This is a genomic window from Rhodococcus sp. MEB064 (assembly GCF_000834565.1).
Taxonomy (GTDB): domain Bacteria; phylum Actinomycetota; class Actinomycetes; order Mycobacteriales; family Mycobacteriaceae; genus Rhodococcoides.
Window position 1 is genome coordinate 136,555 of record NZ_JXQS01000058.1, and the last position, 25,980, is coordinate 162,534.

The 25,980-nt window shown below is 65.9% G+C and carries 22 protein-coding genes; 12 read left to right on the forward strand and 10 right to left on the reverse strand.

All coding sequences use genetic code 11. The features are described from left to right. Nucleotides 1-97: 97 nt before the first annotated feature. The 3 genes from RU01_RS19275 (at nucleotide 98) to RU01_RS19285 (ending at nucleotide 3,354) form a co-directional block, all read left to right on the forward strand. Entirely contained in the window at nucleotides 98-754 is a 657-nt protein-coding gene (locus tag RU01_RS19275; RefSeq protein ID WP_231568780.1) for a hypothetical protein, read from the forward strand. 163 nt (nucleotides 755-917) lie between these two features. Further along, nucleotides 918-2,534 (forward strand): ABC-F family ATP-binding cassette domain-containing protein, encoded by a 1,617-nt coding sequence (locus RU01_RS19280; RefSeq protein ID WP_042576187.1) that lies wholly within the window; start codon nucleotides 918-920, stop codon nucleotides 2,532-2,534. A 13-nt stretch (nucleotides 2,535-2,547) separates the two neighbouring features. After that, nucleotides 2,548-3,354 (forward strand): alpha/beta fold hydrolase, encoded by an 807-nt coding sequence (locus tag RU01_RS19285; protein WP_156149007.1) that lies wholly within the window; start codon nucleotides 2,548-2,550, stop codon nucleotides 3,352-3,354. On the opposite strand, the gene RU01_RS19290 is transcribed toward RU01_RS19285, so the two are convergent. After that, nucleotides 3,335-3,754, reverse strand: a complete 420-nt coding sequence (locus RU01_RS19290) for a rhodanese-like domain-containing protein (protein ID WP_042576189.1) — start codon at nucleotides 3,752-3,754, stop codon at nucleotides 3,335-3,337. The two genes, RU01_RS19285 and RU01_RS19290, sit on opposite strands and share 20 nt — an antisense overlap. Before the next feature lie 93 nt (nucleotides 3,755-3,847). On the opposite strand from RU01_RS19290, the gene RU01_RS19295 reads away from it, so the two are divergent. After that, entirely contained in the window at nucleotides 3,848-4,306 is a 459-nt protein-coding gene (locus RU01_RS19295) for an Lrp/AsnC family transcriptional regulator (protein ID WP_042576190.1), read from the forward strand. Nucleotides 4,307-4,474: 168 nt separating this feature from the next. Here RU01_RS19295 and RU01_RS19300 read toward each other — a convergent pair whose 3' ends face one another. The 3 genes from RU01_RS19300 to RU01_RS19310 are packed head-to-tail and all read right to left on the reverse strand — an operon-like array spanning nucleotide 4,475 to nucleotide 7,815. Beyond that, a complete protein-coding gene (locus tag RU01_RS19300; RefSeq protein ID WP_042576191.1) occupies nucleotides 4,475-5,761 on the reverse strand; it encodes a hypothetical protein in 1,287 nt (428 codons plus the stop codon). A gap of 31 nt (nucleotides 5,762-5,792) precedes the next feature. Further along, complete coding sequence (locus RU01_RS19305) at nucleotides 5,793-6,689, reverse strand: nitrilase family protein (RefSeq protein ID WP_042576192.1); 897 nt, start codon at nucleotides 6,687-6,689, stop codon at nucleotides 5,793-5,795. A 46-nt stretch (nucleotides 6,690-6,735) separates the two neighbouring features. Beyond that, complete coding sequence (locus tag RU01_RS19310; protein WP_082043254.1) at nucleotides 6,736-7,815, reverse strand: asparaginase; 1,080 nt, start codon at nucleotides 7,813-7,815, stop codon at nucleotides 6,736-6,738. A gap of 128 nt (nucleotides 7,816-7,943) precedes the next feature. Here RU01_RS19310 and RU01_RS19315 point away from each other — a divergent pair, with 128 nt between their 5' ends. Next, the gene (locus RU01_RS19315; RefSeq protein ID WP_042576193.1) at nucleotides 7,944-8,996 is read left to right on the forward strand and encodes a LacI family DNA-binding transcriptional regulator; all 1,053 of its coding nucleotides are present in this window, start codon (nucleotides 7,944-7,946) and stop codon (nucleotides 8,994-8,996) included. A 200-nt stretch (nucleotides 8,997-9,196) separates the two neighbouring features. Here RU01_RS19315 and ilvD read toward each other — a convergent pair whose 3' ends face one another. Beyond that, complete coding sequence (ilvD, locus tag RU01_RS19320) at nucleotides 9,197-11,041, reverse strand: dihydroxy-acid dehydratase (RefSeq protein ID WP_042576194.1); 1,845 nt, start codon at nucleotides 11,039-11,041, stop codon at nucleotides 9,197-9,199. Nucleotides 11,042-11,141: 100 nt separating this feature from the next. On the opposite strand from ilvD, the gene RU01_RS19325 reads away from it, so the two are divergent. From RU01_RS19325 to RU01_RS19345, 5 genes are all read left to right on the forward strand, one after another. Beyond that, entirely contained in the window at nucleotides 11,142-11,999 is an 858-nt protein-coding gene (locus RU01_RS19325) for a helix-turn-helix transcriptional regulator (RefSeq protein WP_042576195.1), read from the forward strand. A gap of 533 nt (nucleotides 12,000-12,532) precedes the next feature. Beyond that, nucleotides 12,533-14,755 (forward strand): accessory Sec system translocase SecA2, encoded by a 2,223-nt coding sequence (gene secA2, locus RU01_RS19330; RefSeq protein ID WP_042576360.1) that lies wholly within the window; start codon nucleotides 12,533-12,535, stop codon nucleotides 14,753-14,755. A 64-nt stretch (nucleotides 14,756-14,819) separates the two neighbouring features. Next, nucleotides 14,820-16,595: an N-acyl-D-amino-acid deacylase family protein gene (locus RU01_RS19335; RefSeq protein ID WP_042576196.1), complete on the forward strand. Its 1,776-nt coding sequence runs from the start codon at nucleotides 14,820-14,822 to the stop codon at nucleotides 16,593-16,595. Further along, nucleotides 16,592-17,197, forward strand: coding sequence for a TetR/AcrR family transcriptional regulator (locus RU01_RS19340; RefSeq protein WP_042576197.1), 606 nt, complete (start codon nucleotides 16,592-16,594; stop codon nucleotides 17,195-17,197). The genes RU01_RS19335 and RU01_RS19340 overlap by 4 nt, the downstream gene beginning before the upstream one ends. Then, nucleotides 17,194-18,048, forward strand: a complete 855-nt coding sequence (locus tag RU01_RS19345; RefSeq protein WP_042576198.1) for an alpha/beta fold hydrolase — start codon at nucleotides 17,194-17,196, stop codon at nucleotides 18,046-18,048. Before RU01_RS19340 ends, RU01_RS19345 begins: the two co-directional genes overlap by 4 nt. A 65-nt stretch (nucleotides 18,049-18,113) precedes the next feature. On the opposite strand, the gene RU01_RS19350 is transcribed toward RU01_RS19345, so the two are convergent. The 5 genes from RU01_RS19350 to RU01_RS19370 are packed head-to-tail and all read right to left on the reverse strand — an operon-like array spanning nucleotide 18,114 to nucleotide 23,385. After that, complete coding sequence (locus tag RU01_RS19350) at nucleotides 18,114-19,226, reverse strand: ABC transporter ATP-binding protein (protein ID WP_042576199.1); 1,113 nt, start codon at nucleotides 19,224-19,226, stop codon at nucleotides 18,114-18,116. Nucleotides 19,227-19,236: 10 nt separating this feature from the next. Continuing rightward, nucleotides 19,237-20,091, reverse strand: a complete 855-nt coding sequence (locus tag RU01_RS19355) for a carbohydrate ABC transporter permease (RefSeq protein WP_042576200.1) — start codon at nucleotides 20,089-20,091, stop codon at nucleotides 19,237-19,239. After that, entirely contained in the window at nucleotides 20,091-21,041 is a 951-nt protein-coding gene (locus RU01_RS19360) for a carbohydrate ABC transporter permease (protein ID WP_042576201.1), read from the reverse strand. Before RU01_RS19360 ends, RU01_RS19355 begins: the two co-directional genes overlap by 1 nt. Further along, nucleotides 21,041-22,390, reverse strand: a complete 1,350-nt coding sequence (locus RU01_RS19365) for an ABC transporter substrate-binding protein (protein WP_042576202.1) — start codon at nucleotides 22,388-22,390, stop codon at nucleotides 21,041-21,043. Before RU01_RS19365 ends, RU01_RS19360 begins: the two co-directional genes overlap by 1 nt. A 35-nt stretch (nucleotides 22,391-22,425) precedes the next feature. Next, nucleotides 22,426-23,385, reverse strand: a complete 960-nt coding sequence (locus tag RU01_RS19370; protein ID WP_056074051.1) for a sugar-binding transcriptional regulator — start codon at nucleotides 23,383-23,385, stop codon at nucleotides 22,426-22,428. A 98-nt stretch (nucleotides 23,386-23,483) separates the two neighbouring features. On the opposite strand from RU01_RS19370, the gene RU01_RS19375 reads away from it, so the two are divergent. Together RU01_RS19375 and RU01_RS19380 are read left to right on the forward strand one after the other, a co-directional pair. Continuing rightward, nucleotides 23,484-24,506: an NAD(P)-dependent alcohol dehydrogenase gene (locus tag RU01_RS19375; RefSeq protein ID WP_042576204.1), complete on the forward strand. Its 1,023-nt coding sequence runs from the start codon at nucleotides 23,484-23,486 to the stop codon at nucleotides 24,504-24,506. Continuing rightward, nucleotides 24,503-25,978 (forward strand): mannitol dehydrogenase family protein, encoded by a 1,476-nt coding sequence (locus RU01_RS19380; protein ID WP_042576205.1) that lies wholly within the window; start codon nucleotides 24,503-24,505, stop codon nucleotides 25,976-25,978. Before RU01_RS19375 ends, RU01_RS19380 begins: the two co-directional genes overlap by 4 nt. The last annotated feature ends 2 nt before the right edge of the window (nucleotides 25,979-25,980 follow it).

Here is a 25,980-nt window from a genome sequence, read left to right on the forward strand (position 1 = left end):
GACGAACCGATTCCTTGACGATGTTCCACAACTGTGTAATCTTGTAATCACTGGCGTTGTAATCATGTAATCGCGCCACTGACGAAAGAAGATCATCATGCACACCCACGAGAACTTTCCGTTCGGAGAACACCCCTTCGCCCCCGGAGAATCCCCCCGTCGCGGCGGCCCGCACGGCCGCGGACGCGGAAGCAAGCGCGGCGAGCGCGCGGAACGAGTCGGTCGCCCCGGCGGCTGGCAGCAGAAGGACGTCCCGGATGCAGGCGACGCGGAACAGTGGTTCCTCGGCCGCCTTCCCGACGACTGGTTCGACGGCGTCGCCACGGTCGAGATCGATCGCGAGGAGATCGTCGTCATCGGCGAGCTGAACGCGCCGGAGTCGGAGGCGGGCGTCGAGGGCCGTATCGCTCGCTTCCGCGAGACCACCCGCGAGGACCGCATGCGCATCGCTGCCGAGGCCGAGGCCCGCTACGGCCGCAAGGTCGCCTGGGGCGTGACCATCGACGGTGACACCACCCTCTTCACCCACCTCGCAGTGCCGGTCATGACGCGCCTGCGTCAGCCCGAACGCAAGGTGCTCGACACGCTCGTCGACGCCGGCGTCGCCCGCTCGCGTGCCGACGCTCTCGCATGGGCAGTGCGGCTCACCGGTGAGCACATCGACCCGTGGCTGGCAGAACTCCGCGACGCGATGGCCAAGGTCGACGACCTTCGCGCGAAGGGACCGACCGTCGAGGGATCCGAGAACGACTGAGTGACAATCGGTTCGAATATCCGTTGACCCCGCGGGCCGATCGTCCTACAGTGGACGAGCCCCCATCCCCGGACGAACGGACATGAACGTTGCTCATCTCGGCGTAGTGCGGATCCCACCTCGAACACTTGCGGTGGCACGACACTCCCTCCCGAGGTGCACCATGTCAGTTTCACCCTCCGTCGTCATCACGGATCTCACCTTCACCTGGCCTGACGGCCGCCCCGTCTTCGACGGCCTGGACGCATCCTTCACTCCCGGCCGAACCGGCCTGGTGGGCACGAACGGCGCCGGCAAATCGACTCTCCTGCAGTTGATCACCGGCCGATCGGCTCCGTCCCGCGGATCGGTCCGCGTCACGGGCACCACCGGCTACGTCCCGCAGCAGGCAGCCACGACGGGCAGCGAGACGGTCGCTGCTCGGCTGGGCATCGACACCGTGCGAGCCGCCCTCGCACGGGTCGAGAACGGCAGTACCGATCCCGACGACTTCACGGTCATCGGCGTGGACTGGGACATCGAGGAACGCACACTCGCGCTTCTCGACGCGGCCGGCCTCGGCGATTCGATCGGGTCCGCGGGCGATCTCGACCGACCCCTCGACACGCTGTCCGGGGGCGAGTCGACTCTGTTGGCGCTGGTGGGTCAGTTGATCCGGCGGCCGTCGGTGCTGCTTCTCGACGAACCCACCAACAATCTCGACGGTCGCGCTCGGGCCGCACTCGCACGCACCCTGGACGCGTTCACCGGGACCGTCATCGTGGCATCGCACGATCCCGACCTTCTCGACCGGATGGACGAGATCGCCGAAATCCGTTCCGTGCGTGAGTCACCAGGCCGCATCCGCAGCTTCGGCGGCAACTGGACTCATTACCGCGCGGTCCTCGACGCCGAGCAGGATGCGGCCCGGGCGAGCGTTCGTACCGCAGAGCAGGACGTGCGCAAACAGCAGCGCGACCTTGTCGAGGCGCGGACGACCGTCGCACGACGACGACGGATGGGAGACAAGGCTTCGCGCGAGAAACGCGTTCCGAAGATCGTCGCCAACAACCTGAAGAGCTCCGCTCAGGTGTCGGCCGGAAAGTACCGCCTCGGCCACGAGCAGCGCGTCGACGAGGCGAAGGCTCGCGCCGAGGAGGCGAACGAGCGGGTTCGGGACGACACCGAAATAGTCGTCGACCTTCCCGACACCGCCGTGCACTCGACACGACTGGTGGCCGAAACCGGTGACACGGCATTGGATCTGGACGGACGCTACCCCGGCCGTTCGGTGAATCTGACCATCGTCGGCCCGGAGCGGATCGCGCTGATGGGCGACAACGGCATCGGGAAGACGACGTTGCTGCGGGCGTTGACCTCGTCGGTTCCGTCCGCCTACCTCCCGCAGTCGCTCGACGTGTTCGACGACACGGAATCGGTGGTCGAGAACGTCCGTCGGGTCGCGCCGGACACTCCGATCACAGACATTCGAATCCGTTTGGCTCGCTTCCTGTTCCGCGGTCGACGAGCCGACGCGGTGGTGAGCACCCTCTCTGGTGGTGAACGGGTGCGGGCCGCGCTGGCGATGCTGCTCCTGTCCGATCCCGCGCCGCAACTGCTGATCCTCGACGAGCCGACGAACAATCTCGATGTCGCGTCGAAGGAACACCTGAGTTCGGCCCTGCTGTCGTATCGGGGGGCGTTGGTGGTGGTCAGCCACGACGAGTCGTTCCTCGACCGGGTCGGCATCACGCGTCGGGTGGAGTTGACTGCCGACGGCGCGCGGTCCTGGAACACCTGAGATCATCGCTACCGTGGACTTCGCAACGAACCCGGTGGACGGCACCCGCATCGCCTACTCGGTGACGGGTGCCCCCACCGGCCCGCCGGTGATGCTGGTGCACGGCAGCCTGTTGTCACACCAGATCTGGCGCACGTTCGGATACGTGCGCGCACTGCGCGACACGTACCGCCTGATCCTCGTGGACCAGCGTGGACACGGACGAAGCGACGCTCCCCGCACCGTCGACAGCTATTCGATGGACCGCATCAGCGAGGATCTCGTCGCTGTCCTCGATGCGGTCAACGTCGACGCGGTGCATTACGTCGGCTACTCGTTCGGCGGGCGGTCCGGTTTGAACCTGGTCACCCGCACTCCCGAGCGGGTCGCCTCCTTGGTGGTCGGCGGCGCTGGATCGGGGCCGCAGCGAGGAGCACTCGACAGTCTGTTCTTCGACGGCAGCGCCGACGTCCTGGCCGAGCGGGGAATGGACGGTTTCGTCCACGAGTGGGCGAACCGCCGCGGCTTTCCGGTGGACTCCGGCACCCGAGCCGCGTTCCTGCGCAACGACTCCGAGGCACTGGCCGCGTACTTCCGGGCATCGGACGACGATCCCGGCATCGCCGACGACGCCGTCCACGCCATCACGGCACCGACACTGTTCTACGTCGGCTCCCGCGACATCCAGCGTATCGACGACACCCGTCGCACCGCATCGCTGATCGCCGGCTCCGAGTACGAAGAGCTCCGCGGGTACGACCACGCGACGGCCGTCGCCGCCCCGGAGGCCGTCGAGCTGGTGTCCGGGTGGCTGGACACGGTCACGTCGTCGGAGCGGTGAGCGGATCGGGTGCTCGCCGTGTACGCCCGGTGTCGGACACGACGGCGAAACCCTCCCGTGTCCAGTACTCGAATCCCCCGATCAGCTCCCGCACGCGGGAGTAGCCGAGGCGACTGAGCGTCAGAGCCGCTCGGGTGCTGCCGTTGCATCCCGGTCCCCAGCAGTAGACGACGATGTCGGCGTCGCGATCCGGCTCCACCTCGGCGATGCGCGTGCCCAGATCGGCCCCGACGATGTGCACCGCTCCGGGAATGCGTCCCGCACTCCAGGACGCGTCCGAACGAACGTCGATGAGCAGCGGCCCCGCACCGCGGGTTCGCTCGGCGGCGAGATCGGCGGGATCGGTCTCGAACCTCAGTTTCGCGGCGAAGAAGTCGGCGGCGGACAGTGTCTGTTCCATGACCTCAGCCAATCCTGTTCGGGCGACTGGGAGAAGTGGTGATCACCGGCTGATCGAACGATTCGGCGTCGATCGGCCGGTATCGTTTCCGTTGTGCCGCGCAATCCACACCCGGACGTCGACGAGATCGACCGACGACTGCTGGACGAGTTACAGAACGACGGCCGCGCGAGCGTCGCACATCTGGCCCGAGTGGTGAACTTGTCGTCGAGTGCGACGGCGGACCGCGTCCGTCGCCTGACCGACATCGGCGTAATCACGGGCTACTCCGTCACTGTCGACACCGAGGCGCTCGGCTACACCGTCACCGCATTCGTCCGTCTCGCGTACCCGTCGGGCAACTACGGTCCGTTCGACGCGCTGGTGGCATCCACTCCGGAAATCATCGAGGCGCATCACGTCACGGGTGACGACTGCTTCATCATCAAAGTCCTCGCCCGCTCGATGCGGGATCTCGAACGCGTCACCGGCCGGCTCGCCACCCTCGGCTCCATCACCACCAACGTCGTGTACTCGAGCCCCCTTCCGAGTCGTCGCATCACTCCTGCGTGACGGCCTGTTCTCGTTCGCCCGTCGACAAGGACTGCACCAGCAGATCGAGCCGGAGGCGAACATCCGCCGTTACGCGAGTTCCCCGGTCGGCCGCACTGCACGCATCGGTAAGCTACAGACATGGACGCTTCGGGGTAATTGAAGTATCCCGAAGCGTCCATGTCGTTCTCAGGTGACGGGCAGGAGCCCGACGAGAGTGACCACCAAGGCAGTGGCGATGGCCATCGAGGTGGTGTTTCCGATGAACGGATGGAAGTCTCGCGGCAACCGTGCCGATATCGGACGGGCGATGATCGGACAGATCAATGCCCCGGCGATGGATCCCACGATGATCGAGACTGCGCTGCCGCCGAATGCGAGGACAGTTGCGGGAGCGACGGACACCACCGAGATGTAGGTGGGTGCCCAGCCGCCGCCACGATAGAGCCGCCGCCACACGACGACACCGATCGCCGACGTCAATGCCTGAGCGAACAGAATGTGCGGTAGCAGTGCAGTTCCGTACGACGGGAACAGCGGATTGGCCAGGAATGCGATCACCACTCCGATGATCACTCCGATGCTCGCCAGTTCGTTGGCGTAGAACTGCGTCTCGGTGAAGTCGGCGATGATGCGCCGCACCGTCCAGATGGCGTCCTTCCTGGTGCTGGTGGCTCCTGTGATCGTCATGGGTGGGGCTTGGCCAGGTTCCGGGGCCGGTGGTTGTGCGGCGGGGCTGGGAAGTGTCATCCAGGGCATGTATCTGCAGGCGACGAATGTGACAGCGGTGCCGACTGTCATGGCGGTGGTATTGGCCACGACTGTGGGCAGTTCGAGTGGGCCGGTGACGTAGGCGATAAGGATAGTGGCGACGGGGGTGGTGGTGAGTGCTCCCATGACGGCGCCGGTGAGCAGAACGGCCCAGCCCGATCCGTAGACCAGTACCAGTGACGTCGCGACACACACGAAGGGTATGAAGGTGGGCTGCCAACCTTCGTTCAACCTCCAACCGAATGCGAGGTTGGACAACGCGAGGCTCAGAGTGGACGAGCCGAGTATCCATGGCCACAGGCCACTTCCGTAGGAGATGGGCAGGCCCGACCATCTCTTGTTTCGTGTTCCGGCCCACCAGGCAAGAACAGCTCCGAGCAGCAAGCCGATCGATGCCGGCCACGACTTGTAGAACTGTGGTTCGGTGATGTCGCCGAGGGCCCACTGCGCGCGAGCCAGGACGTCGTTCGATGCGGCCGCACCGAGCCATTCGGTGTAGCTCGGTCCGACCCCGGACAGGTGACCGGACAGTGCGACCAGTCCGCTCGACAGAAGTCCGAAGACACCCACTACGACGGCGGCACCGAGCAGCAGGCCGGGGAGCCGTAGTTCACCGGAGGTCTTGTCGAAGGATCCGTTCGAGGCTGGACGTGAACGCTCGACGGTGTCGGCGGATGCGGTGGGTGGACGTTCCGGTGTGGTCATGGGCGCACCCGGCAGACGCTGTCGTCGCGGCTCACCGAGCGAGCCGTCGACCGGAGGTGTATCCCAGCAGGGGGTCGTAGAGATCGGTTCGTCTATCGCGTGCGAGATCGTTCAGGTCGTTCCAGATGAGCGCGGACCGGGACGCCACGATGTCGATGTCGGCATACAGAACTGCGGGTGCTTCGGCATCTGCGATCTCGCCGATGGGCCAGCCGTTCGTTCCGGTGATCAACGAGCATCCCAGGAATTTCCCGCCGCGCTCCTCACCGACTCGATCTGCGGCAACGATAGGAATGTTGTTGACGTGGGATGCCGACATCGTCAGATAGGACGCCATGCAGTTTCCGGCGTCGTCGAATAGCGGCGGTGGCGTCCATACCCAGTTGTTGACCGAACAGATGATGTCGGCGCCCTGGGCGGCGAGTATTCGGGCGACCTCGGGGAACCAGATGTCCCAGCAGATGAGGAGCCCGATACGGCCGATCTTGGTGTCGAATACGGGATAGTCGTCACCGGTCGTGAAAATGAGCTTCTCTCGGTTCCAGAGATGAGTCTTCCGATAGCGGCCGATGTATCCGTCCGGTCCGATGAGCACCGCGGTGTCGTACAGGTGCACTCCCTCGACCTCGGCAATCCCGGCGACGACATACGCGTCGTTGCGCCGCGCCGCGTCGATCCAGGCACGACATGTCGGGCCGTCGGGCACTGCCTCGGCGTGGGCATAGGCCTCGTCTCTGGTGTCGAAGCTGTATCCCGTGTTGGCCAGTTCCGGCAGCACGATCAGGCGTGCGCCGGCCCTGGCCGCCTCGTCGATGTGCTCGACGGTGGTGGCGAGATTCTTCTCCTTGTTCTCCAGGCCGACCTGCATGTCGAATTGCACGGCTGCGACCTTGAGTTCGCTCACTGCGGGATTCGTCGGTGATCTCATATCTGTTCTGCTTCCTGTTTCTCGTGGTGCGTTTCGTCTGTACGGTTCAGCTCTGGTGGCGCGGTACCGGAACAGATGTCTGTGATGTCACCGGGTTGTGGCCGGCGAAGACTATGGAGTCGTCTGCGGTGTCGGTGTACCGCCGGGTTCTCGTGTCGAATGCTGCGGAGATGGCGACGTGGTCGTCACCTCGGGCGAGCAAGGCCGCGAGAAGAATTCGCGCTTGGCTGGGCCGCAAGTTGCCCGACGGAATCGCGCCTGCCTCGACGAGATCGACGCCGCCACCGCCACCGCCGTAGACGGCGCGGACGGGTCCGGCGGACACTCGTGTGGACAGGACAACGGGGATTCCTGCCGCTGTGTGTTCTCCTACCGCGGCTGTGATGTCACTGTTGGCATTGCCGTATCCGGTCGCCTGCAGAATGATCCCCTGCGCTCCTGCGGCTATGTTCGCGTCGATCGCGGCACGGTCGGCTCCGGGGTACAACGCGACGGTGTCCACCCGTGTGCCGGAGATTGCGACGGGCCACGTCAGGTGGGCGTCGGGGCGCGTGATCTTCTCGTGTACTCGCACGCAGCCATCGACGATGAGTCCTATGGGGCCGTTGTCGACGTCGAAGAAAGCTTGCAGAGCGCTGTTGTGCACTTTCCGTGTTCCGCGGGCAGCGTGGATGACGCCGCCGAAGCACACGAGTACTCCTAAGCCGCGGGGCGATGCCGACGCGGCGACCGAGATCGCGTCCTGCAGGTTTCCGGGACCATCGCCATCGGGGTCGTCGGCGCTCCGTTGGGCACCGGTGAAGACGACGGGTCGGGGATCCTGATGAAACAAGTCCACGACCATCGCTGTCTCTTCCAGAGTGTCGGTGCCGTGGGTGACGACGACTCCGCACGTAGTCGGGTCTGCCAAAGCGTCGTGAACAGCAGAGTTGATCTGGTCCATGTCGGCGAACGTCATCGCGTAGCTGTTGACGGATACGACGTCGACCACCGTGAGCGCCACCCCCTGTGGGGTCGCTGCACGCGCGATCAGGTCGCCACCCGGCACCGTGGCGGTCTTGACTCCCCGGCTGTTCGCGGTGCTAGCGATGGTTCCACCGGTGGTGATCACTACTACTCGTCGCATGTTGCCCAATCGTTTGCGCCAATCGTTTGCGCAAACGTAGCTTATGATCCAGATCACCGCAATCGTTTGCCGGAGATGTATCGCTTGGTGTCACACTTGTCGCACAAGGCTCGCGCGGAAGGACACTCATGGAGGCGGCTCTACCGCATCTGGACGACTCCGGGCGCCCGACCTTGCGCACCATCGCCGATCTCGCGGGTGTGCATGTGTCTACGGTCTCGCGGGTGCTGTCACCTTCGCTCGGTCCGGGCGTTCGATCTGCTTCGACGGCAACCACCGAGAAGATCAGGAAGATCGCTCGTGAGGTCGGGTTCGCGAGGAACCCGCATGCTGCCGGTTTGCGTACGAGCCGGAGCAATCTGGTGGGCGTGCTCGTGCCTCATCTGACCGACATCGTGCTCGCCACGATCTACGAAGGCGTCAGCGACTCTGCGCGCGACGCCGGCTATCAGACCTTCGTCACCAACAGTTACGACGACCCGAAATTGAGGGCCGAAGCCACCGACATGCTTCTTGCGCGACGTGTCGACGGAGTGGTGATCGGCGATGCCGTCGTCGAGGACGACGATCTGCTCTCGTCGCTGGTAACCCGAGATGTGCCGTTCGTGCTGGTGAGTCGACGCTCCGGCAACTACCCGAGCGTGACGTGCGACGATGTCGAAGGTGGTCGTCTGGCCGCTCGGCATCTCCTCGAGTTGGGGCACGTCGACGTCGGCATCGTGTCCGGCAGGCCATACTCGAGCACCTCGGTCGACAGAACCCATGGCTTTCGCGACGAGTACCGACAAGCCGGCCACCCGATCCCCGACGCGCGAGTGGTGAGCAGCTCGTTCGATGTGGCGGGCGGGCGGTCTGCTACCGAAGCGCTACTCGCCGAGTCGAACACGGCAAGTGCGGTGTTCGCCGTCAACGACTTCGCCGCGATCGGCGCGCTCGGCGCCATACGTACAGCAGGACTCCGCGTGGGCGTCGACGTCGCTGTCATCGGCTACAACGACACCCCGCTGGCAGGGGAATTGCCGATACCGCTCTCGTCCGTGAGATCACCCATGTGGGAGATGGGCTCCACAGCTATGTCACTTCTCATCGACAGATTGAACGGCGTCGACATCGAATCCGTTCGATTAGCTCCTACGTTAGCCATCCGCGAGAGCTCCGGAATCATTCGGGAGAAAAGCTAGCGCAACATTTCATCGTCAGTACGAAGTAAGTCCTGCGGCCGTCGTCTCGACTACGTGGCCCGGAACAGAGGGAGTCGACCCGGGAGTGGGCAAACGCGCATGGGTGCAGGGTCAGTGACCGCGACGGGATCCCCGAGGCGTTGGACGCTGCCCACTTCGCTGTAGTTCGCGCTGACATCGTGAAACGGCCTGGCGTGAGCCTAGGAGCGAGAGAGCGCATCGATGTCGCGGACAGCACCTTTGTCCGCGGACAGTGCGAGCGCGGCGTAGGCACGGAGAGCGACGCTCACCTCGCGCTGCCTGTCGCGGGGCCGGAACCCGTCCAGGGCGGAACGCCGGCGAGCGAGCTCGTCGTCGGCAACGTCCAGTGTGATCGAGCGTCGCGGGATGTCGATGGTGATGCTGTCTCCGTCCTCGACCAGGGCGATCACGCCACCCGCGGCCGCTTCCGGAGACACGTGACCGATCGACAGACCGGACGTTCCGCCGGAGAAGCGGCCGTCGGTGATCAGCGCGCACGACGCTCCGAGACCTCGGCCTTTGAGAAACGCTGTCGGATAGAGCATCTCCTGCATGCCGGGACCTCCGCGTGGACCTTCGTATCGCACCACCAGCACGTCACCGGCGGATATCCGACCGGACAGGATTGCGTCACAGGCGTCCTCCTGTGACTCCACGACCACGGCGGGGCCGGAGAAGGTGAGGATGGAGTCGTCGACGCCGGCGGTCTTCACCACACACCCGTCGGCGGACAGGTTGCCGCTCAGAACCGCCAAGCCGCCATCGGCCGAGTATGCGTGCTCCACATCGCGGACACATCCGGCGACGGAGTCGAGATCCAGTGTGTCCCAACGTTCGGACTGCGAGAAGGCGGTGGCGGAACGCACGCATCCCGGTGCGGCGTGGAACAATTCGATCGCGGTGTCATCGGCACGTCCGGACCGTACGTCCCATCGGTCGAGCCAGTCGACGAGAGATGCCGAGTGCACCGTGTGCACGTGGTCGTGCAGATGACCCCCTCGCCGGAGCTCCCCCAGAATGGCGGGCACGCCCCCGGCGCGGTGTACGTCCTCGACGAGATAGTGCCCGTTCGGCGCGACCTTGCACAGGCACGGCACCATGCGTGACCGTTTCTCGATGTCGTCGAGGGTGTAGTCGAGTTCGGCCTCACGGGCCGCGGCCAGGAGATGCAGGATCGTGTTCGTCGATCCACCCATCGCGATGTCGAGGGCCATGGCGTTGTCGAACGCAGCGCGTGAGGCGATGTTCCGAGGAAGAACCGAGTCGTCGTCGTGGTCGTACCACCGACGGCACAGATCGACGACGGTGCGCCCGGCGTTCTCGTAGAGGTGCCGACGTGCCGTGTGCGTGGCGAGCGTGGTTCCGTTGCCCGGCAGCGCGAGACCCAGCGCTTCGGTCAGGCAATTCATCGAGTTGGCCGTGAACATGCCCGAGCAACTTCCGCACGTCGGGCACGCCGCCTCTTCCACACGCGCCAGGTCCTCGTCCGAGACGTCACCGGCGGCCGCATCGGACATGGCGGACACCAGGGTGAGTCGGGTACGCACGGTGCCGTCGACGAGCACGGCGGTACCGCCTTCCATCGGCCCACCCGAGACGAACACCACCGGAATGTTCAGTCGCAGTGCGGCCATGAGCATTCCCGGCGTGATCTTGTCGCAGTTCGAGATGCACACAAGGGCGTCCGCGCAGTGCGCATTCACCATGTACTCGACGGAGTCCGCGATGAGGTCTCGGGAGGGCAGCGAGTAGAGCATCCCGCCATGTCCCATAGCGATGCCGTCGTCGACCGCGATCGTGTTGAACTCGCGCGGTATTCCGCCGGCCGCGGTGATCGCGTCGGAGACGATTCGGCCGACGGGCTGGAGATGGGTGTGGCCGGGAACGAACTCGGTGAAGCTGTTCGCGACGGCGACGATCGGCTTACCGAAATCGTCGCCGTTCACCCCCGCTGCTCGCAGCAGCGCACGGGCCCCAGCCATGTTGCGTCCGTGCGTGACGGTTCTCGATCGAAGTGCAGGCATGTGGACGACAATGCCGGTCGAGGACGTCGGCAGGAAGACAGCTTCGGTACTGGTATCGCCACCACCACCTTCCCGAGTCGGACGCTCGTAGAGTTGCCGTGTGACCACCGACCAGGACTCCGCCGCTCGCCGTGAGCTCGGAGCATTCCTGCGTGCACGCCGCTCGGCACTGCCGCGCTCGCGGCTCGGCTTGCCGCCGATACCGCGGGGTCGATCGACAGGACTACGCAGAGAGGACGTCTCGGCGCTGTCCCACGTCAGCGTCACCTGGTACACCTGGCTCGAACAGGGGCGCGACATCCACCCGTCACGCCAGGTTCTCGATGCCATCGCCACGACGCTGCAGCTCACGCCCGCCGAGCACGACTACCTGCTCGACCTCGCCGGCCACCCGCCCACACCCACTCCGTCGAGCGCGGAGACGACGCCACCGCCCATACAGCGCCTGCTCGATGCACTCACCGAGTTCCCGGCGTTCGCCCTCCGTCCCGAGTGGACCATCGTCGGGTGGAACCGCGCCTACCGAGCACTGTTCCCACGCATCGAGACAGTGGACGCAGCTGACCGCAATCTCCTGTGGCTGGTCTTCACCGACCCGTACGTGCGTGACCTGCTCCCGCGCTGGGAGTCCGACAGCAGGCGCTTCCTCGCAGAATTCCGGGCGGATGGAGGCGCGGCGCTCGGGACACCTGCCTTCGTCGAACTGGTCGATCGACTACGCATCACGAGCGAGTCTTTCGCTGCCGGGTGGGACAGCCGCGACATCGAGGGATTTGCCTCGCGCGCGCGGATCTTCCAGCACCCCGTCGTCGGAGAACTGCGCTTCGAGCACCACCAGTTGGCACCGGCCGACCACAAGGAATTGAACATCGTCGTCTACCTTCCTGCCGACGGCACCGACACCCGCGAGAAGATGCAACAGTTGATCGGTGGCGGGTCCTCTCGTGCGCAGCTGTGAGCGAGTTGCGGTGTTTCCCTGGAGAACGCTCTCGAGTTCGGCGAAGGGGTCCGTGGCCGCGCTGTAGTGGGTGTGTGCACCCGTTCTGATGACCGCACACCGTTACCCGCCGGCAGCAGAGGCTGTGCGCTCGACGCAGAGGGTGTACACACAGGTTGCCGCGCCACTATCGGACACGCAGCGACACTGCGCCCAATTCTGCAGCACCCGGGTGTGTGCACCCCTTCTGGTAACCGCACACCCCCACCAGCCGGCAGCAGAGGGTGCGCGCTCGACGCAGAGGGTGTACACACCGGTTGCCGCGCCACTATCGGACACGCAGCGACACTGCGCCCAATTCTGCAGCACCCGGGTGTGTGCACCCCTTCCGGTAACCGCACACCCCCACCCGCCGGCAGCAGAGGGTGTGCGCTCGACGCTGAGGGTGTGCACACAGGCTGCAGCAGCCGACGCGCTGCACTGCGCTCACCGCTGGGGGTGTGCACACGGCTCGCGGCGACCGCACGTTCGGCCCCGTCGGTAGCCTGGCGAACATGGCGTCACGGTTCTGGTCCCTGCTCGGTCGTTCGGTCGCGAAGGGGCATGCGCGGTCGCAAGGTGCCGTGGAGGCAGCCCGGGCGCTCGAGGAGCGCCACAGCGACCTCGACGCGGACGGCCTGCGTGCAGCCGCCGATGACCTACGACGAGCCGGAACGCTCGACGTTCCCGCATTCCTGGCTCTCGCCCGCGAGGCATCCGATCGCGCATTGTCCCTGCGGCCCTTCGACACCCAGCTCTACGGAGCCGTTCGGCTGCTGGAGGGTGACGTGGTCGAGATGGCGACGGGCGAGGGTAAGACCCTGTCCGGCGCGATCGCCGCGGCCGCCTATGTCCTGCAGGGCCGGGACGTGCACGTGGTGTCGGTCAACGACTTCCTCGCCCGACGCGATGCGGAGTGGATGGGCCCGCTGTACGACGCTCTCGGTGTCACCGTCGGGTGGATCACGGCGGAGTCGACCGCGGACGAGCGACGGGCCGCCTATGCCTGCGACGTCACGTACGCGTCGGTGAACGAGGTCGGGTTCGACGTTCTGCGGGACCACCTCGTCGACGACGCCGACCTGCTGGTCTCCCCCACCGCGGACGTTGCCGTGGTCGACGAGGCGGATTCGGTGCTGGTGGACGAGGCGCTGGTGCCCTTGGTTCTGGCCGGCTCGATCGATCAGGACGTGTCGGCGGACGACGTGCTGGACGCCGTGCGGTCCCTCGACGCGGAGACCGACTGGGAGGTCGATGCCGAGCGGCGCAACGTGTTCCTCACCGACGCCGGGGCGGAGAAGATGGAGGCCGCGCTCGGCGACATCGACCTCTACAGCGAGGAGCACGTCGGCACCACATTGGTGCGCGTCAACCTCACCCTGCACGCTGAAGTGTTGGTACGCAGGGACGTCGACTACATCGTGCGCGACGGGCGGGTGCAGCTTGTCAACGCGTCGCGTGGCCGCGTCGCCGAACTGCAGCGCTGGCCCGACGGCCTACAGGCTGCCGTCGAGGCCAAGGAAGGCCTGGAGCGCACACAGACGGGCCAGGTACTCGACACCGTCACGGTGCAGGCACTGATGGGTCGTTACAAGCGCGTGTGCGGCATGACCGGCACGGCTCTCGCTGCGGGAGAACAACTTCGGACGTTCTACGGCCTGGGTGTGTCGGTGGTGGAGCCGAACGAGCCGCTGGTGCGTGTCGACGAGGTCGATCGCGTCTACGCCACGGCGCCGGAGAAGACGGCCGCAGTCGTGGCCGCGGTGGTCGAGGCCCATGCCACCGGTCAGCCGGTCCTGGTCGGCACTCACGATGTCGAGGAGTCGGAGGATCTCGCTGCGCGACTCGAGGACGAGGGTGTCCCGGTGGTCGCCCTCAACGCGAAGAACGACGCGGAGGAAGCCGAGATCATCGCTCGCGCAGGACTTCGCGGCGCTGTGACCGTCTCGACCCAGATCGCCGGCCGCGGCACGGACATCAGACTCGGAGACGGAGTGACCGATCTCGGCGGTCTGCTCGTCGTCGGAACCGGGCGGTACGTCACCGAGCGCCTGGACAACCAACTACGCGGACGTGCGGGGCGCCAGGGCGATCCGGGCCGCTCGGTGTTCTTCGCCAGTTGGGACGACTCCCTGGTGACGCGATACCTGGAGAAGAGCGATCGTCCCGGACACCCCGACGACACGGGCTTCATCGAGTCCGAGGTCGCGGCCAAGCGCATCGATCACGCACAGCGTGTCGCCGAAGGCGCGATGCTCGACACCCACGCGTCCACGTGGCGGTACAACCAGCTGACCGCGCAGCACCGGGACATCCTCGATGCCCGACGCGCGACGCTGCTGACCACCGACGAGGCGTGGACCCTGCTGGCCGATCGCAATCCGGACCGTGCCGCGGAACTGGAGCCGCTCGACGCGGACGTTCGCGTAGGTGTCGCGCGGCGCATCGTGCTGCACCACCTGGACCGCGCCTGGTCGGACTATCTCGCTCACCTCGGTGATGTCCGCGAGAGCATCCACCTCCGGGCCCTCGGACGCGAGAATCCGCTCGACGAGTACCACCGCATCGCGATCGACGCGTTCGCCGAGGTGCAGTCACGTGCACTGGAGGAGTCGGATCGCACGTTCCTGACCTCGGAGATCACCGAGGACGGCATCGACCTCGAATCCGCCGGATTGGTTCGCCCATCGTCGACCTGGACGTACGTGCGGGAATCTCACCGCCCCCTCGCGTTCTGACGGACTATTGCGAGTGATCACTCTCTAAGTTACGGTGAGCCCATCGCACAGTGATGGAGGTCACATGAACGAGTCGCACTTCGATGTGGTGATCAGCGGCGGGACCGTCTTCGACGGCGACGGCGGTCCCGGTGTCCGCCGCGATGTCGGCATCGTCGACGGCGTGGTCCGCGCCGTCTCCTCGGACGCGCTGGCCGTCGGGCCGGACACCGAGGTCATCGACGCCACCGGCCAGTGGGTCATGCCGGGGTTCGTCGACGTGCACACCCACTACGACGCCGAGGTGCTGGTGGGCCCCGGACTGGTGGAATCGGTCCGCCACGGCGTGACGACGGTTCTGCTGGGGAACTGCTCGCTGTCCACGCTGTACTCGACGCCGGTGGACATCGCGGACCTGTTCAGCCGCGTCGAAGCACTGCCGCGCGATCACGTGCTCAAAGCTGTGGACACGCACAAGACGTGGGACGGTCCCGAGGAGTACATCGCCGCGCTCGAGCGGCTCCCTCTCGGTCCGAACATCGCGTCGCTGGTGGGACATTCGGATCTCCGCGCCCACGTCATGGGGCTGGATCGGTCGACCGACCGCTCCCAGAAGCCGACGCGCGAAGAGACCGCGCAGATGTCCGACGCTCTCGAGAAGGCGCTCGACGCCGGAATGCTCGGCATGTCCACGATGACCAATCCGTGGGACAAGCTGGACGGCGACCGCTACCGGTCACGATCCCTGCCGTCGTCCTACGCATCCTGGTCGGAGTTCCGGCGCCTGCACAAGATCCTGCGGCGCCGCGGCCGGCTGTTGCAGAGCATTCCGAATCTGAACACGAAGTACGACATGGTCTTCTTCCTCGGTGCGGCCACCGGGATCGGACGTCGCGCGCTGAAGGTGTCGCTGCTCGCCGCGGCCGACGCCAAGGCCTCACCCTGGATCCACCACATCTTCGGCCCCCTCGCCGCGATCGTGAACGGCCCCGGCAAGGGTCAGTTCCGGTGGCAGCACCTGCCCACGACGTTCGACGTCTACTCCGACGGAATCGACCTGGTCGTCTTCGAGGAATTCGGTTCCGGCAGAGCGGCTCTGCACCTGCGTGAGGAACTGGGCCGTAACGAGCTGCTGAAGGACGAGGCGTATCGACGCTGGTTCCGCGCCGACTTCGAGAAGAAGTTCTCCTCCCGTGTGTGGCACCGGGACTTCGGCGACGTCATCATCACCGAGTGCCCCGACGCGTCCGTGATCGGCAAGAACGTCGCGGAGTTGGCGCGAGAGCAGGGCATTCACGTGGTCGACGCGTTCCTCGACCTGGTCGTCGAGCACGGCCGGACGCTGCGCTGGCACACCACGATCGCCAACCATCGCCGTAAGCAGATGGACAAGCTCATCACGAAGCCCGGTGTGACGGTGGGGTTCTCCGATGCCGGGGCGCACCTGCGGAACATGGCGTTCTACAACTTCGGGATCCGCCTGCTCCGTCGGGTGCACGACGCACACGAGTCGTTCCTGACCGTCGGCCAGGCGGCGCACAAGCTGAGCGGCGAACTGGCCGATTTCTACGGCGTCGACACCGGACACCTGCGCCTCGGGGACCGTGCGGACATCGTCGTGGTGAACCCGGCGGGACTGACGGACGAGGTCGACGCCTACAACGAGGAGTCGATGCCCGAGTTCGGTGGGCTGAGCCGGATGGTCAACCGCAACGACGACGCCGTCACGGCGACGCTCATCGGAGGCCGAGTTGTCTACCGCGAGGGTCGCTTCGCATCGTGGTTCGGGGTGTCCGAGCGCGCCGGCAGATTCCTGCGAGCGGGCGTGAGGACACCTGCGGCCACTACCGTGTCCGTGTGAGACGAACGCAGGAGCAGCGCCGGACCGACACCATCGCGAAACTTCTCGACGCCACCATCTCCTCGCTGGCCGAGAGAGGTTACGCCGCAACGACGGTGAACGAAGTCGTCACCCGTGCGGGTGTGTCGTCCGGCGCTCTGTTCCGGCATTTCCCGACCAGGCTCGACCTGGTGGTCGCCGCCGCGGACGAGATTCGTAGGCGCCAGTTCGAGGAGTTCCGCGGAGGTCTCGCGAGCTTCGGTTCGGCGTCGGTCGAGCACTGCCTGACGTTGCTGCGCGCGGCGTGCCGCGCCCCGATCAACGGCGCCTGGTACGAGCTCCTCATCGCCGCTCGCAGCGACGAGGAACTGCGCGCGAGACTCGTCCCGTTCACCGTCCGCTACCACCGGGAGATCACCGAGCTGGGCCGGACGTTGCCGATCGCCGGGACGATTCCCGCCGCCGAACTCGATACAGTCCTCTTCACGGTGGTACACCTCCTGGACGGAGAAGCGCTCTCGGCCGTGGTCCATCCGCAGCCGGAGCAGGAGGAGATGCGCCTGCATCTCGTCGCTCGACTTCTCCGCGGAGAGTCTCTCTACAGCAGAAGCGAGGTAGGATGACCGAACCGCACAGCAGGTGGACAGCTCGATCCGACGGGGCCGCCCTCGCGGTGTACGAGTACGGGAACCCCGACGCGGACACGACCGTGCTCCTGGTCCACGGCTACCCGAACAACCACACGATGTTCGACGCCATGATCGATGCGATCGGTGATCGCGCCCGGGTCATCTCGTACGACACGCGCGGCGGCGGTCACACCGTCGTCGAGCACCCCGAGAAGTCGTCGTCGTTCGCCATCGAGCGTCTCGCGGACGACACCTACGCGGTGATCGATTCGATCCCCGATCTGCGGGGGCCGATCCATGCGTTCGCGCACGACTGGGGTTCGGTCCAGATGTGGGAGCCTCTGCGGGATCCTCGTGCCACCGACGTCTTCGGCTCGTTCACCTCGGTGTCGGGACCGAGCATCGACCACCTGCGGGAGACCTCGAGGCGGCGAGGGCTGCGACCGACACAGTGGCCGTCCGTGCTCGGGCAGCTCGGGCGGTCCTGGTACATCTGGGGCTTCCACATTCCCGTCGTCGGAAAGTACGTGCCCGATCTGTTCGTGAAGGCCGGGCCCGCCGACCCCGCACCGGCGGCGGATCCGATCGACCTGCAACGTGGAGTGGAGCTCTACCGCGCCAACATCATTCGACGCATGCTCTCCGGACCACCACCGAGATGCGAGGTCCCCACACTCGTGGTCGTGCCGTTGAAGGACCGCTTTCTGTCCGCCGATCTGGTCGAGGACGTCGATCGGTGGATCCCGGACCTCACCGTCCTCGAGGTCGACGCGAAGCACTGGTGGCCGTGGACGCACGCGTCCGATGCTGCCGACGTGCTGCTCGACCACGCGCAGCGCGTCTGACGTAGGCGGGTGTGGGAACGGTCTTCCCGGCACGTTCCCACACCCGGGTCTATCCCCCTGGTACGTCAGGCAGTCAGGCGCAACCCTGTTTCCGGATGGAACAGGTACGCCGTGCCCTCCTGCTTGGTCAGCGTGACGGTCTCGCCGATCTTCGCAGGAGCCCTCCGAGGTGAGCGTGCCACGATCGTGGCCGGAGTGCCGTCCGAGGAGCGAATTCGTGTGTCGCCGAAGCTGGCGTACAGGTAACTCTCGTTGCCCAGTTCCTCGACCAGATCCACCGTGACCACCAGTCCGTCGTCGTCCGCGGATCCGATGGCGAGCTGCTCGGGGCGCAGACCCAGCGTGACCTCGTCGAGGCCGGCCGCCGCGATGGCTGTGAGCTGGTCGCGTTCGAGGGCGATGGTGCGGTCCCCGACCTTCAGTCCGCCCGTCGCGACGGGCACCGTGAACAGATTCATCGCGGGCGAGCCGATGAAGCCGGCGACGAACGCGTTGATCGGGTGGTCGTACAGCTCGGTGGGCGAGGCGAACTGCTGCAGCTTCCCGTCTTTGAGGATCGCCACCCGGTCACCCATCGTCATCGCCTCCACCTGGTCGTGGGTGACGTAGACGGTGGTGGTGCCGAGTCGCCGCTGGAGTGCCGCGATCTGGGTGCGCGTCTGCACGCGTAGCTTGGCGTCGAGGTTGGACAGCGGCTCGTCCATGCAGAACACCTGCGGCTCGCGCACGATGGCGCGTCCCATGGCCACGCGCTGGCGTTGACCACCGGAGAGCTTGCCGGGCTTGCGGTCCAGGTATTCGGTGAGGTCGAGCAGATCGGCAGCGTCCTTGACTCGCTTCGTGCGCTCCTCGAGGCTCACGCCGCGCATCTTGAGGGCGAAGCCCATGTTCTCGCCGACGGTCTTGTTGGGGTAGAGCGCGTAGTTCTGGAACACCATCGCGATGTCGCGGTCCTTGGACGGCACCCCGACCATGTTCTTCCCCCCGATCTCGATGGCGCCACCGTCGATCTCCTCGAGGCCGGCCAGCATCCGCAGCGCGGTCGACTTGCCGGAGCCGGACGGTCCGACCAGGACGATGAACTCACCGTCCTGGATGTCGAGGTCGAGGGAGTCCACCGCCAACTTGTCGGCGCCGTCGTAGATGCACGATGCTTGCTTGTACGAGATTGCAGCCATGGTTCTTCTCCTACTTGATTGCGCCGAAGGACAATCCGCGCACGAGCTTGTTCTGCGCGAACCATCCGGCGAGGACGACGGGGAGGGCTGCGAACGTCGCAGCGGCGGACAGCTGGGCCCAGTACAGGCCTTGGCCGGTGATGAAGCCGACGAGGTAGACCGGAATGGTCTGTGCCTGGACGGCGGTGAGGTTGACGGCGAAGAAGAATTCGTTCCACGAGAAGATCACGCAGATGAGCGACGTCGCCGCGATTCCGGGAGAGACCAGGGGCAGGATGACCTCCCGCACCGACGTCCACAGCGAGGCACCGTCCATGCTCGCGGCCTCGAGCAGTTCGCTCGGCACCTCGAGGAAGAACGAGCGCATCATCCACACCGCGATCGGGAGGTTCATCGCCGTGTACAGGATGATCAGGGCCCAGATGTTGTCCAGCAGACCGATGTCGCCGACGATCACGTAGAGCGGAACGATGGCCGCGACGACGGGGAGCATCTTGGTGGAGATGAAGAAGAACAGCACGTCCTGCGTCTTCTTCACCGGCCGCAGCGACAACGCGAACGCGGCCGGAACTCCCAGCAGCAGAACGAGAGCCGTCGAGACGATGGTGGCGAAGGCCGAGTTGAGCAGCGTGGTGCCGATGCCGCTGTCGAGAACTCCGCGGTACTGGTCGAGCGTCGGGGTGAAGAAGATCTTCGGTGTGGCGGTGTAGGCGTCGGCTTCCTGCTTGAACCCGGTGATCACCATCCACAGGACAGGGAAGAAGAAGGCGATGCCGGCGACCCAGGCGACGAAGGACCAGATCGAGCCCGTGCCCCACCGAGCCTTCCGGGTGACGGGCGCTTTCTCCACGGTTCCGGTAGTCATCACGCCGCCTCCTCGTTCCCACTGAAGCTCTTGAAGATCAGTCGCAGCGCCAGGGTGCTGACGACGATGGTGGCCACCACGGTGACGACGCCCATGGCCGCGGCCTGGCCGATGTCGAAGCCGAGGAAGGCTCGTTGGTAGATGTAGAAGGGCAGGTTCGACGACGCCACGCCGGGTCCGCCGGAGGTCATCATGTAGACCGCGTCGAAGGTGTTGATCAGGTAGATCGCGCCCAGGACGGCACCCAGTTCGATGAATCGACGCAGGTGCGGCAACGTCAGCTCGCGGAAGAGTGCGAACGGGCCGGCGCCGTCGACACGGGCTGCCTCGGCGATGTCCTTCGGCATCGACTGCAGGCCGGCGAGTATCAGCAGCATCATGAACGGGGTCCACTGCCACACCAGGTTGGTCATGACGGCCGCCAGGGGGAAGCGGGAGACCCAGTCGATCTGGTCCACCCCGAACGGACTCAGGGCGAAGTTGATGAGGCCGAAGACGGGATCGAACATCGTGGTCTTCCAGATCAACGCGCCGGCGACCGGGGTGATGAGGAACGGCGTGATCAGCAGGGTGCGGACCAGGCTGCGGCCGATGAACTTCCGGTCGAGCAGCAGTGCCAGCAGCAGACCCAGCACCACCGAGATGATGACCGTGCCGACGATCATGATCACCGTGTTGAGGGCAACCTGACGGAACTGGCTGTCGCGGAACACGTCGACGTAGTTGTTCAGCCAGTTGAACTCTCGGGAGCCCGGTCGCACCAGGTTCCACGACTGCGTCGAGTAGTACAGCGTGAAGAGGAACGGAATCTGCGTGACGACGATGGCGAACACCATGGCCGGGAGCAGTGGTCCACGGCGGCGCCATCCCTCCGCCTTGCTGATCGTCCGTTCACGCCGGACGACCGGCGCGGACTCCGTTCGCGGCGAATCGACATCGGTAGCGGTCATCACTCGTCCTCCTGGTAGGTCTTACCGACCACTTCGGCGTACTGCTGCGCCTGGGCGAGTGCGTCCTGGACACTGATCTGTCCGGCGATCGCGGCGCTGATCTGTTGACTGACACGGGTTCCCAGGTCCTGGAACTCGGGAATGGTGAGGAACTGCACCCCGGTGTAGGGCACGGGGTCGACCGTGGGCTTGTTCGGGTCGGCGCCGTTGATCGAGTCCAGCGTCACCTGACCGAACGCGGCCGACGCCTTCTCGTACTCGGGGATCTCGTACGTGGACAACCGACTTCCCGGCGGGACGCGCTCCCATCCGAGTTCGTTGCCGACCTTGTTCAGGTACTCCTTGTTCGTCATCCAGGACACGAACTTCCACGCGTCGTCGGGATTCTCGGAGGTCTTCGGGATACCGAGCGCCCACGAGTAGAGCCATCCGTTGTCACCCTTGGCCGCGGACGGCGCCTTGGCGTACCCGATCTTGCCGACGACGGTGCTCGACGTGGGATCCTCGAGCACGGACACTGCCGAAGTGGCGTCGTACCACATTGCTGTGTTGCCCTGCGCCAGTTGCGTTCCGCACTCACTGAACCCACTGGTCGCCGCGCCTGCCTGCCCGTGGGTGCGGACCAGATCGACGTAGAACTGCACCGCTTCCTCGACCTGTGGACTGGTCAGCTGCGCGTTCCAGTTCTCGTCGTACCAGCGGCCACCGAAAGCGTTGATGACGGTGTCCAGAGGGGCCAGGACCTCGCCCCAGCCGGGCTTGCCTCGGAGGCAGATACCGGAGACACCGGGCGTGTCGAGCTTCGCGGCGGCGTCGGCGACCTGCTGCCAGGTGGGCTCCTCCGGCATCGTGATGCCGGCCGCCTCCATCAGATCCTTGCGGTACATCAGGAACGACGACTCACCGTAGAACGGCACCGAATACATGCTGCCCTCGTAGGAGAGGGACTCCTTCAGGGACGGGATGAAGTCGGCCTCGTCGTATCCCGGTGTGTCCTGCGCGTACTCGGAGAGGTTGGTCAACCAGCCGTTCTCGGCCCATTGCGGGGTCTCGTAGTTGCTGATCATGACCACGTCGAACTCACCGCCGCCGGTGGCCACCGAGGCCGTGATCTTGGCGCGCGCCTCGTTCTCCGACAGGGAGACGAACTTCAGGTCGATGCCGGGGTTGTCCGCTTCGAATTCCGGCGCCAGAGAGATGGCGTCGGACATCTGCGAGTTGGACACGATGGCGACGGTGATCGTCTTTCCCCCACCGTCGCCCCCGAACGAGCCCGCCCCTGCGCATCCCGTCGCCACCAGTGCGGTGGTGGCGACAAGCGCGACGAGTGGTGTCAATCGTGACGTCACGTCGGTACTACCTCGATTCCTGTGGAGTGTGCGTGCTAGCCGAGTAGGTAGGCGGCGCACGCGATGTCGGTCACCAGCACGGTGGCGAGACGGCCGCGCAGAGCGGCCCGGACGGCGGCGTGTTTGCGTGCTCCGCCGGAGATCAGAAGGGTGTTGGCGCACCGCCGGATGTCGTCGAGCGGAACCGACATGGTGCGTGCACCGAGGCTGCCCTCGATGTCCGCGCCGTTCTCGTCGAAGAATCGTCCGCCGATCTCGCCGACGGCCCCGAGGTGATCGAGTTCGGTCAACTCGGCCTGCTCTAGAAAACTGCCCTCGAACAGAGTGGTCGACGTGGACACCGGCCCCAGTCCGAAGAACATCAGATCTGCCGAACGCCCCGCCTCGAGGGCGCGGGACATGATCGAGTCGTTCTGCAGGGCAACCACTGTCGCCGGATCTGCGTAGAGCGGGGCGTTGAGACGCATCGTGGCAGCCTGGAGCTGCTCCGCGCATCGACCGAGAACGAAGTCCACACCGGTCTGGTATTCCGCGGCGCTCATCGATCCGTCGAGTTGGACCACCAGCGAGCACCGGCTTCCCCGCGAGGACAGCGCCTGAGCCACCGCCACGGTTTCCGGGCCCCAGGTGAACCCGACGGTGTGGTCGGGCTGCACCCGTCGGGTGAGCACGCCGGCGGCTGCGCGACCCACCGCGTCGTACCGTCCGCCGCCGTCGTCGATGTTCGACGTGACCACCAGCGCCTCGTCCAGCCCGTACTTCTCCTCGAGCCGGCGCTCGAGGTCGGTGTGCACGGACCCGCTGATCTCCTCGGGTACGTGGATCTCGATGCGGACCAACCCGTTGGCGCGAGCCTTGGCGACCAGGCGACCCGCCGTGGGGCGCGAGACTCCGAGCTTGGCCGCGATCTGCGCCTGGGTAGCACCGTCGAGGTGGTACATCGTTGCCGCGCGCAGGGCGAGCCGGAGCTCGTCGCTGGCATTCGGCGTAGTCACGTCGTCGTCTCCCAAGTGAGGGTGAGCATCTGCTCACCTGTTGTTCATCTGCTCACTTAAGCTAACATTCAGGTGTGATCCACACAACAGTCAGTTCCATGAGTGCCGCAGTTCTCACCGAGCCGGGACGCATCGTCACCGAGAATCGGCCCGTTCCGACGCCCCGATCCGGCGACGTCCTGGTCCGCGTGTCCGCGGTCGGAGTCTGCGGATCGGACACTCACTACTACCGCGAGGGACGCATCGGCGACTTCGTCGTGTCCTCGCCGCTGGTGCTCGGCCACGAGGCATCGGGCGTGATCGTCGCGGTGGGTGAGGGTGTGTCCGAGAAGAGGATCGGTTCACGGGTGTCCGTCGAGCCGCAGCGTCCGGATCCGGACAGTCGCGAGAGCAGATCAGGCCACTACAACCTGTGTCCCCACATGGAGTTCTACGCGACACCGCCCGTCGACGGCGCGCTGAGCGAGTACGTGAGCATCGGCAGCACCTTCGCCCACGATGTACCGGACTCGGTCTCCGACGACGCCGCCGCTCTGTTCGAGCCGCTGTCCGTGGCGATAGCGACGGCACGGAAGGCCGGTATCACCGGGGGATCGCGCGTGCTGATCGCCGGGGCGGGTCCCGTCGGACTTCTCACCGCCCAGGTCTCGCGAGCGTTCGGAGCGACCGACATCATCGTGTCCGACATCTCGCCGAGCCGACGCGAGAGTGCCGCGCGCTACGGTGCGACGCGGGTCCTGGACCCCACCACCGAATCGGTGCACGACCTCGACGTGGACGCGTTCATCGACGCCTCCGGTGCGCCTCGGGCCGTGCAGGACGGCATGCGCGCCGTGCGTCCCGCGGGCAGAGTAGTCCTCGTGGGGATGGGCGGCGACGAGTATCCGATACCCGTCTCGGTGATCCAGAACCGTGAACTCTGGGTCACCGGCGTCTTCCGATACGCCGATACCTGGCCCACTGCACTGGAACTCGTGCGGACAGGGCGCGTCGACCTGGACAGCATGGTCACCGCGCACTTCGACCTCGCGCACGTCGAGGATGCTCTGAACCACGACCGCACCGACGGCAGCATCAAGGCTGTCGTCACCGTGACCCCCAGTCAGGAGACACTGTCGTGAAGTTGTCCACCGCCACGCTCGACCAGCTCCCGAGCGACGTCGATGCGCCGTCCTACGATCGTTCCGCGATCACCACCGGAATCGTGCATGTCGGGGTCGGTGGGTTCCATCGGGCGCATCAGGCGATGTACGTGGACCGCTTGCTGCGCACCGACTTCGAGTCGGCCGCGCGGTGGGGGATCTGCGGTGTCGGGGTGCTCCCCGGCGATCGTCGGATGAAGGACGTCATGGACGCCCAGGACTGCCTGTACACGCTGGCGCTGCGGCATTCCGACGGCTCGTGGGACACCTCCGTCATCGGATCCATCACCGAGTACCTGTTCGCGCCGGACGATCCCGAGGCCGTGATCGAGAAGCTCGCCCACGAGGACACCCGCATCGTCTCGCTCACCGTCACCGAGGGGGGTTACAACTTCTCGGCGACCACGGGCGAGTTCGACGCCGAGAACCCAGCTGTGAGAGCAGATCTGGAACCCGGGTCCGTACCGACGACGACGTTCGGGCTGGTGTGCGAGGCGCTCTCGCGGCGCAAGGACCGTGGTCTCGCACCGTTCACGATCATGTCGTGCGACAACATCGAGGGCAACGGGCACATCGCCCGCTCGACGTTCACCGCGTTCGCCGCACTGAAGGACCCCGACCTGGCGCACTGGATCACCGAGAACGCGCAGTTTCCCAACTCGATGGTCGACCGCATCACGCCCGTGACGACGCCCGACGTCGTGGAGCAGTTGGCGTCGCGCTACGGCATCGACGATCAGTGGCCCGTCGCGGCGGAGCCGTTCACGCAGTGGGCGCTGGAAGATCGGTTCACGCTGGGTCGACCCCGATTCGAGGATGTCGGCGTCCAGGTGGTCGACGACGTCACCCCGTACGAGCTGATGAAGCTCCGGTTGCTCAACGCCAGCCACCAAGCGCTCTGCTACGTCGGCTATCTCAGCGGATACCGCTTGGTCCACGACGTGGCGCAGGACCCTCTCTTCGCCGACTTCCTGCTGCGCTACATGGACGAGGAAGCAACGCCCACGCTGCAGCCGGTTCCCGGCATCGACCTCGCCGACTACAAGAAGACGCTGATCGAGAGGTTCTCCAACCCCGAGATCCGCGACACCGTCGCTCGACTGTGCGCGGAGTCGTCGGACCGCATTCCGAAGTGGCTGGTGCCGGTGATCCGGAGCAATCTCGAATCCGGTGGCCCCGTTGCCCTGTCGGCGGCGGTCGTCGCGAGTTGGGCACGGTACGCCGAGGGTGTCGACGAGCAGGGCGAGCCCATCGAGATAGTCGACAGGTTGAAGGACACTCTGACCCCGCTGGCTCGCCGGCAGGGCGAGGACCGCACCGCGTTCGTGCAGAATCGCGAGCTGTTCGGCAACCTCGTGGACGACGGGCGCTTCGTCGACGCCTACGTGTCGGCGCTGGACTCTCTGCACGCGCGGGGTGCGCGGGCGACGGTGCAGGACCTGCTCGCCTGATG